This is a genomic window from Candidatus Nanosynsacchari sp. TM7_ANC_38.39_G1_1, from assembly GCF_004138385.1.
Genome location: NZ_PQNZ01000044.1, coordinates 1 through 6,920, shown reverse-complemented (window position 1 = coordinate 6,920; position 6,920 = coordinate 1). Strand labels below are relative to the sequence as shown.

The window sequence follows — 6,920 nt, the reverse complement described above, 5'->3', positions numbered from 1 at the left end:
GAGAATTCAATGGGAATGTGATAAGTCAATTTAAATCAGCCGCAAATCATCTTCGTTCCAAACTGCCGATACGTGGATTAATCGACCCTCAAGGTCTTCGACAAGAATATTTATCTATACCAGAAATCGCTATCCGAGAAGCTTTAGCAAACGCAATAGCTCATCGCGACTACAGCACATACTCTTCTCGTATTCAAATTGACATATACGCCGACAGGATAGAAATCATAAATCCCGGCCGAAGTTTAGTGCCAATTGAAAGAATTGACGAAACGCCATCAGTATCGCGTAATCCTACACTCATGAGTTTTCTTAAAGATTTTCATATAACAGAACAACGAGCTCGCGGTATTAAAACTATTCGAGACTCTCTGAATAGCGCTGGACTAAAGGAGCCTTTATTTGAAAATCTACCATCCTCTTTTAGAATAACTATTTACAACTCAACATTTATGGACAATGAAGATCACCTGTGGTTACAACGATTTAAAAAGCATAATCTGAACGAAAGACAATTAACTGCTTTAACTTATCTGAAAAATAGTCACAACAGTATAACAAACCACACATATAGAGAAATTAACAATATGAATAGCGTTGGAGACGATCGGCGCGCTCGTCATGAGCTAGAGCGATTAGTAAAATTCGGCTTGATTTTTCCTCAAGGAGAAACTAGACACCGTAGATACAATTTAAATACTAACAATCTATAACTATGTACTGCTATCGACATTCTATCGACATTTTCCAAAAAGTAGTTACCTCTGTTAAATCCACTCTATCGACATTCTATCGACATTCTATCGACATTTTCGATGTGAAAAATTCAACAACTATCCTTACTGTCATCTCATACCATATTTTTTTAAAGAGCATATTACACGAGAAGGGTTTGCTATGCGCCTGCTAGAATATGAAGCCAAAAACCTACTGTCAGCGTGTGAAGTGCCGATACCGCGCGGCAAAGTTTTCGCTATTAATGAATTACAAGCTATCGCTGCGCCAATCGTTCTGAAATCGCAGGTTCCTATCGGCGGGCGCGGCAAACTTGGCGGCGTGCAAATAGTCCGTCGGCAGTCAGATGTAGAATCTATTGCCCGAAAAATGTTCAATCTTAAAATCAAGGGATTTTTGCCGTCAAAATTGCTAGCCGAAGAAATCCTCGATATTAGCCGCGAATTTTATTTTTCATTAAATATTAACCGCCAAACCGCCGCCATCGAACTGCTTGCTCACGCTGGTGGTGGCATCGAAATTGAGAGTCAAGATACTGCAGCCTTTTTTCGGCGCGATATCGTCAACGAAAAATTCGAATCTTTAGCTGACGAGCTCGCTGATTATCTCGATATTGCTGACAAAGCGTTCTTGCTGCAAGATATTATTGAAAATGCTTATCGTTGTTTTGTTGACAATGACTGTCTAATGCTCGAAATTAATCCGTTAATTCTAACTAAAGACGGTAGACTAATCGCTGGCGACGCTAAAATTACCGTTGACGATGCAGCTGCTTTTCGCCACTTGGATTGGCAATTCGAAGACAACTCTACCGAACACAATTTCGTCATACTTAATCGTGACGGCGCGGTTGCTACAATCGCCAATGGGGCCGGGCTCGCCATGGCAACAGTCGATGCGGTGGTGGCAAGCGGTCTGGTGCCAGCTAATTTCCTTGATATCGGTGGTACAGCTACTTCTGATAAAGTCCTCGATTGTTTCCGTCAAATCACTACTCTCGATAATATCAACGTGATTATCATTAATATTTTTGGCGGCATTGTCCGCTGCGATGAGGTAGCCCGAGCCATTATCGATGCCCAGCGGCAAATTCCTGACCTACCAAAACTCGCCATTCGCCTATCTGGCAACCGCGAATCTGAAGCCCGCCAACTGCTAGCACAATACAATCTACCGCTATTCGACAGTTTAGAAGCAATCCTGGAGGACATTTCATGACACCGCAGCTTTTCACTGGCAAAAATGTCATAATTCAGGGAATCACTGGAAAAAACGGCCGGTTTCACGCGCAAAATATGCTTAATTACAAAACGCATATCGTCGCTGGTACCTCGCCTAATCAAGCTGTTTCCGAAGTTCACGGCATACCAGTTTTCCGAACAATTAGCGATATCAAAAAACGTTTTGCCATTGATATTTCCGTGATTTTTGTGCCAGCGCCGTACGCCAAAGCCGCTATTTTAGAGGCTATTCAGGCGCAAATCCCGCTTATCATCTGCATCACCGAGGGCGTACCAGTGCACGATATGCTCGAGATTAAGCAAAAACTACGCCGCAGCCATTCAGTCTTGATCGGTCCAAACTGCCCCGGCGTGTTATTACCAGACGGACAGCTGCTGGGTATCATTCCAGCGTCACTGGCAGCACCTGGCGACACGGCGATTGTCAGCCGCAGTGGCACGCTTACTTACGAAGCCATGTCGTTATTGACGCAGGCTGGTTTCGGGCAGCGATACATCATCGGTATCGGCGGCGATATGATTAGCGGCAGTAGTTTTGTCGATTGTTTACAATTATTTCAAAACGACCCTAGCGTTAAACGTATAGTAATGATCGGCGAAATCGGCGGCATTAGCGAAATTACGGCAGCTGATTATATTAAGCAATCTATCAGTAAGCCAGTTTACGCTTATATCGCTGGACATAGCGCTCCTAACGGCGTCCAAATGGGACACGCTGGCGCTATCCTCGGTACTAACGCGCTTGAGTCGGCGACCGCCAAGACAGCTTATCTGCAGCAAGCTGGCGCCATTACCGCCAACTCAATTAGTGAGCTTGTTCAAAAAATAAAGTGATATAATTAGCCTATGAAGACAATTACCGTTCTAATCCCAGCCTACAACGAAGAAGCGGTGTTGCCGCAGTTATTCGCACGTCTAAAAGATTTGCAAAAAACGATCAAAAAATACCGCCTAGAACTGCTATTTATCAACGATGGCAGTAGTGATGACACCTTGACTATGATTCAAAAAGAAGCCAAAAAGAATTCTTCAATTGCTTATATTAATCTATCGCGCAATTTTGGCAAGGAAGCTGGCATGCTAGCTGGCTTTGATTACGCCAAAGGCGATGCAGTAGTAATTATCGACGCTGATTTACAAGACCCGCCCGAGCTAATCCCGCAAATGATTGAGCTCTGGGAACAAGGCTACGACGATGTTTACGCGCGGCGCCGCAGCCGCCAGGGTGAGACTTGGCTCAAGAAAAAAACCAGCGAGTGGTACTACCGTATTTTGCAAAAGTCGACGCGTATTCCAATTCAGCGCGATACTGGCGATTTTCGCTTGCTTGATCGGCGCTGTGTTGAAGCTCTCAAGCTGCTGCGCGAATCGCAGCGCAACACCAAGGCCCTTTTTAGCTGGATCGGCTTCAATAAAAAAGAATTACTTTACGATCGCGACCCGCGCGCTGCCGGCGATACCAAATGGAACTACAGTAGACTGGTTAATCTCGCTATTGACGGTATCACCAGTTTCACCACGGCGCCGCTGCGAATGTCGTCGATTTTGGGGATGATTATATCATGCGGTGCATTTTTGTATATTCTTTATCTGCTAATTCGACCGCTATTCGGCGTACCTACTGGCGCTGGCTATTCATCGCTAATGGCAGTAATCTTGTTTCTCGGCGGCATCCAGCTGATTAGTCTAGGTATTATCGGCGAGTACGTTGCTCGAATTTTTAGCGAGTCCAAGAACCGGCCTGGTTACTTTGTCGAGGAATATCACGAGGCTAAGCGTGAAAAATAAGGCGCAAATTGGTCGTTTCGCTATCGTCGGCACAATAAATACGATAATTGATTTTGGGCTATTATTTTTACTTACCTTTCTAGGACTACCGAAACTAGCCGCCAATACTGTCTCGACCGGTACTGCCTTTGTTTTTAGCTTTTTCGCTAACAAAAAGTACACCTTCAAATCCACTAGCAAAAATATCAAATATGAGATAGTGTCTTTTGTGATTGTCACGCTATTCGGCTTGTGGGTGCTGCAAAACGGTACCATCTGGCTAATTACACCGCTAATCAAAAGCTTCATAACTAACGAACGAATTTCCTTATTTGTCGCTAAATTATTTGCCACGGCCATCTCTCTGATTTGGAATTATTGCCTATACGAGCGAATTGTTTTCAGAAAGGAATCATCATGAGTCATATCGCTATTGATGCCCGCGTTATCAACTCTGGNACTGGTACTTACGTGGTTAAGNTGCTAGAATATTTGCAAAAAATCGACCACCACAATACCTACAGTATACTCGTACCGACCAAAGATAAAAACTATTGGCGACCAACCAACTCTAATTTTAATATTTTAACAATTGATTTTAAGAATTATTCGCTGGCTGAGCAAATCGGCTTCAAAGCTTTTCTAGATAACCTTAATCCCGATCTAGTGCATTTTTGTATGCCACAACAGCCAATCCTATATCGCGGTAAACATATCACTACGATTCACGATATGACGCTGCTAAACACTTATAATTCCGACAAGAATTGGTTTATTTTTCATGCCAAGCAATTAGTTGGTCGCTGGGTATTTAAGAAAATTGCCAAGACTAGCCAACATATCATCACCGTATCAAACACTACCAAGCGCGAATATCAGGAGTTTTGTGGAATACCTGATAATAAAATTACAACTATTTACGAAGCCGCCGAGATTCATCAGGGTGATCTGCAGCCTTACAAAACACCGTTTACGCGCTTTATTGCTTATGTCGGCCAGCAGCCCGATTACAAAAATATCCGCCGTTTGGGCGACGCCCACCAAAAACTACTACAAAAGTACCCCGACCTCGGATTAGTGCTAGTTGGCCGGATTAACGCTGCCACTCAGCGCAACAAAGACTATTTCGAGTCAAAAAAGTACAAAAATATTCACTTCACCGGCTTTATACCTGATGCTGAGCGCGACTGGATTTTTACTCGGTCGCTAGCATATGTCTTCCCGTCGCTGCTCGAAGGCTTCGGCCTGCCACCATTAGAGGCAATGGCCTACGGTACGCCAGTTGTTTCAAGCAACGCTTCTTGCATGCCAGAAATTCTCGGCGATGCGGCAATATACTTTGATCCGCTTGATATTGAGGACATTGCCAGCAAGATTGATACCGTTATTACCGATAAATCACTGCGCAATACTTTGTCTAAAAAAGGCAAGCAACAAGTGGCTAAGTATTCTTGGCGGCGAATGGCCGAGCAAACTTTGCAAGTTTACGAAAATGCTATCAACAGCTAGAGTCTCATCTCTTTGAAGGCTTTTTGCGCTAAATCGTACATAGTCTGATATACAGCAATATCGGCACCCTGCTCGGCAGTATGCAGATAAATCACATTATCAACAACCTCAATTGAGACTTCGAAACCAAGCGCTGCCAATTGCTCCATGTACGTCGGGTTGAGCAGCTCAAAGCTAGCTGCTTGGTCGGTATTAGAAGCATACACCTCGTATAACTCATTAAACTTGCCCCACTCCATTTCGACTTTTTCCAAACCGCGAACACCGCCGAAACGCATCATTTTCTTGCGGCGAACAATAATTTGGCCGTAATCTTTCGGTACGTTAATTTGAGCGATAACTACTGATGAGCTATCAGTGGCACGCTGGTAAGTATACAATTGCACAAGCAATGATTCTTTATACAAGCCGACCACATGGTTATTAATATCTGACGTACCAAACTGAGCGCCGTTAAATAGTTGCCCGCGCTTTGGTATAAACAGCCAGCCCATATCGGCGCTATAACAATAATTATTCTGGCGGGCAAATTGGTCGATTTGCGGATTATACATCGCCGGGTTAGCTGTCGCCTGATCGACGCCGTCTAGTAACCAATCTTTGCCATGGCGGCGGAATCGCCAATATTCAGTGAACATACTATTGTCGGTAAATAATGTCTGATTGGTAGCGTTATCGACCAGCGAATCTTTAGCGCTCGCCGAAAAACCAATCGTTACTGTGTCTTGGCTGTCATCTGGCGAATCTAGCATATCAACCACCTCGGCGTCGTTCACTACGATATCCGACATTTGGTTTGTCCGATTCATTAGCTGCAGTGTATAAATCATCAAACCGGCATGATAAGCATAATTTTCGGTGGTATAGGCTTTAATCGCTTCGCTATCTTGTTTCGCCCAATCGCTTTGGTAGCGCAGGAATACTTGCTTGGCGTGATCGATTATCTGTTGTTCGTTCCATACCGGATCGGCAGCGCTAGCTTGCATAAGTTTATCGCGCAAAAACTTGCTTTGCTTAATCTTATTAAACGCCTCGTAAAGTCCAGTAATCATACCGACGAGCGCTCCTAGAGCGATAGTTACACCTACCCAACCTCTAGCAATCAACACGAAGGTTATTACTATCAAGACAAAACCAATCATGTTCGCAGCCACAAACCGCGTACCCTCTTGGCCTATGTGCTTGCGCAGCGCTGAACCGATACAATAAGCTGGCACGAAGCCAATCATCGCTATACCGGCCAGCAAACCGCCGCCTCCGCCGCCGCCAGTAAATCCGCCACCACCAGAACCACCGTCTGATGATGAAAAGCTACTAACACTAGACGCCACGGATGATAAACCACTCATACCAGAAGCAAACGCAGCTGCGTTAAATACTCCCTGACCATAATACCAATCAGGATTGCTACCAACTTGTTCGTAATATTTACCAAGTTGTTTTGTCCATTCTTTTTCACTACCAAACAAAACAGCATAAGGCAACACGCGTTCGTATAATTTTACAAGTTGCTTTTCATCATTTGTATCAACCTTAACTTTATCAGCCCCCTCTGGACTTTGTAACATTTTTAATCTTTCAGTTTCTGCTACTTCAATATACATTTTTAAACCAGCTAGATAGCGTCGCAAGGCTAGACCCTTATCTGTTAGAACCTTCTTCTTGGAC

At 44.1% G+C, this 6,920-nt stretch carries 7 protein-coding genes; 6 read left to right on the top strand and 1 reads right to left on the bottom strand.

Features of this window, described 5'->3' with window-relative positions; translation table 11 throughout:
- The 6 genes from G1ANC_RS03255 to G1ANC_RS03230 all read left to right on the top strand — a co-directional run.
- Positions 1 to 713, top strand: a 713-nt coding sequence (locus G1ANC_RS03255) for an ATP-binding protein (protein ID WP_206660724.1), incomplete at its 5' end; no start/stop codon positions are given.
- 184 nt (positions 714 to 897) lie between these two features.
- Positions 898 to 1,953: an ATP-grasp domain-containing protein gene (locus G1ANC_RS03250; protein WP_129693582.1), complete on the top strand. Its 1,056-nt coding sequence runs from the start codon at positions 898 to 900 to the stop codon at positions 1,951 to 1,953.
- Positions 1,950 to 2,810, top strand: coding sequence for a succinate--CoA ligase subunit alpha (gene sucD, locus G1ANC_RS03245; protein WP_129693581.1), 861 nt, complete (start codon positions 1,950 to 1,952; stop codon positions 2,808 to 2,810). Before G1ANC_RS03250 ends, sucD begins: the two co-directional genes overlap by 4 nt.
- Before the next feature lie 12 nt (positions 2,811 to 2,822).
- Positions 2,823 to 3,764 (top strand): glycosyltransferase family 2 protein, encoded by a 942-nt coding sequence (locus G1ANC_RS03240; protein ID WP_129693580.1) that lies wholly within the window; start codon positions 2,823 to 2,825, stop codon positions 3,762 to 3,764.
- Positions 3,754 to 4,164, top strand: a complete 411-nt coding sequence (locus tag G1ANC_RS03235; protein ID WP_129693579.1) for a GtrA family protein — start codon at positions 3,754 to 3,756, stop codon at positions 4,162 to 4,164. The genes G1ANC_RS03240 and G1ANC_RS03235 overlap by 11 nt, the downstream gene beginning before the upstream one ends.
- Complete coding sequence (locus tag G1ANC_RS03230) at positions 4,161 to 5,252, top strand: glycosyltransferase family 1 protein (protein WP_129693578.1); 1,092 nt, start codon at positions 4,161 to 4,163, stop codon at positions 5,250 to 5,252. The genes G1ANC_RS03235 and G1ANC_RS03230 overlap by 4 nt, the downstream gene beginning before the upstream one ends.
- Here G1ANC_RS03230 and G1ANC_RS03225 read toward each other — a convergent pair.
- On the bottom strand, positions 5,249 to 6,920 hold a 1,672-nt coding region (locus G1ANC_RS03225; RefSeq protein WP_129693577.1), incomplete at its 5' end, for a TIM44-like domain-containing protein. The two genes, G1ANC_RS03230 and G1ANC_RS03225, sit on opposite strands and share 4 nt — an antisense overlap.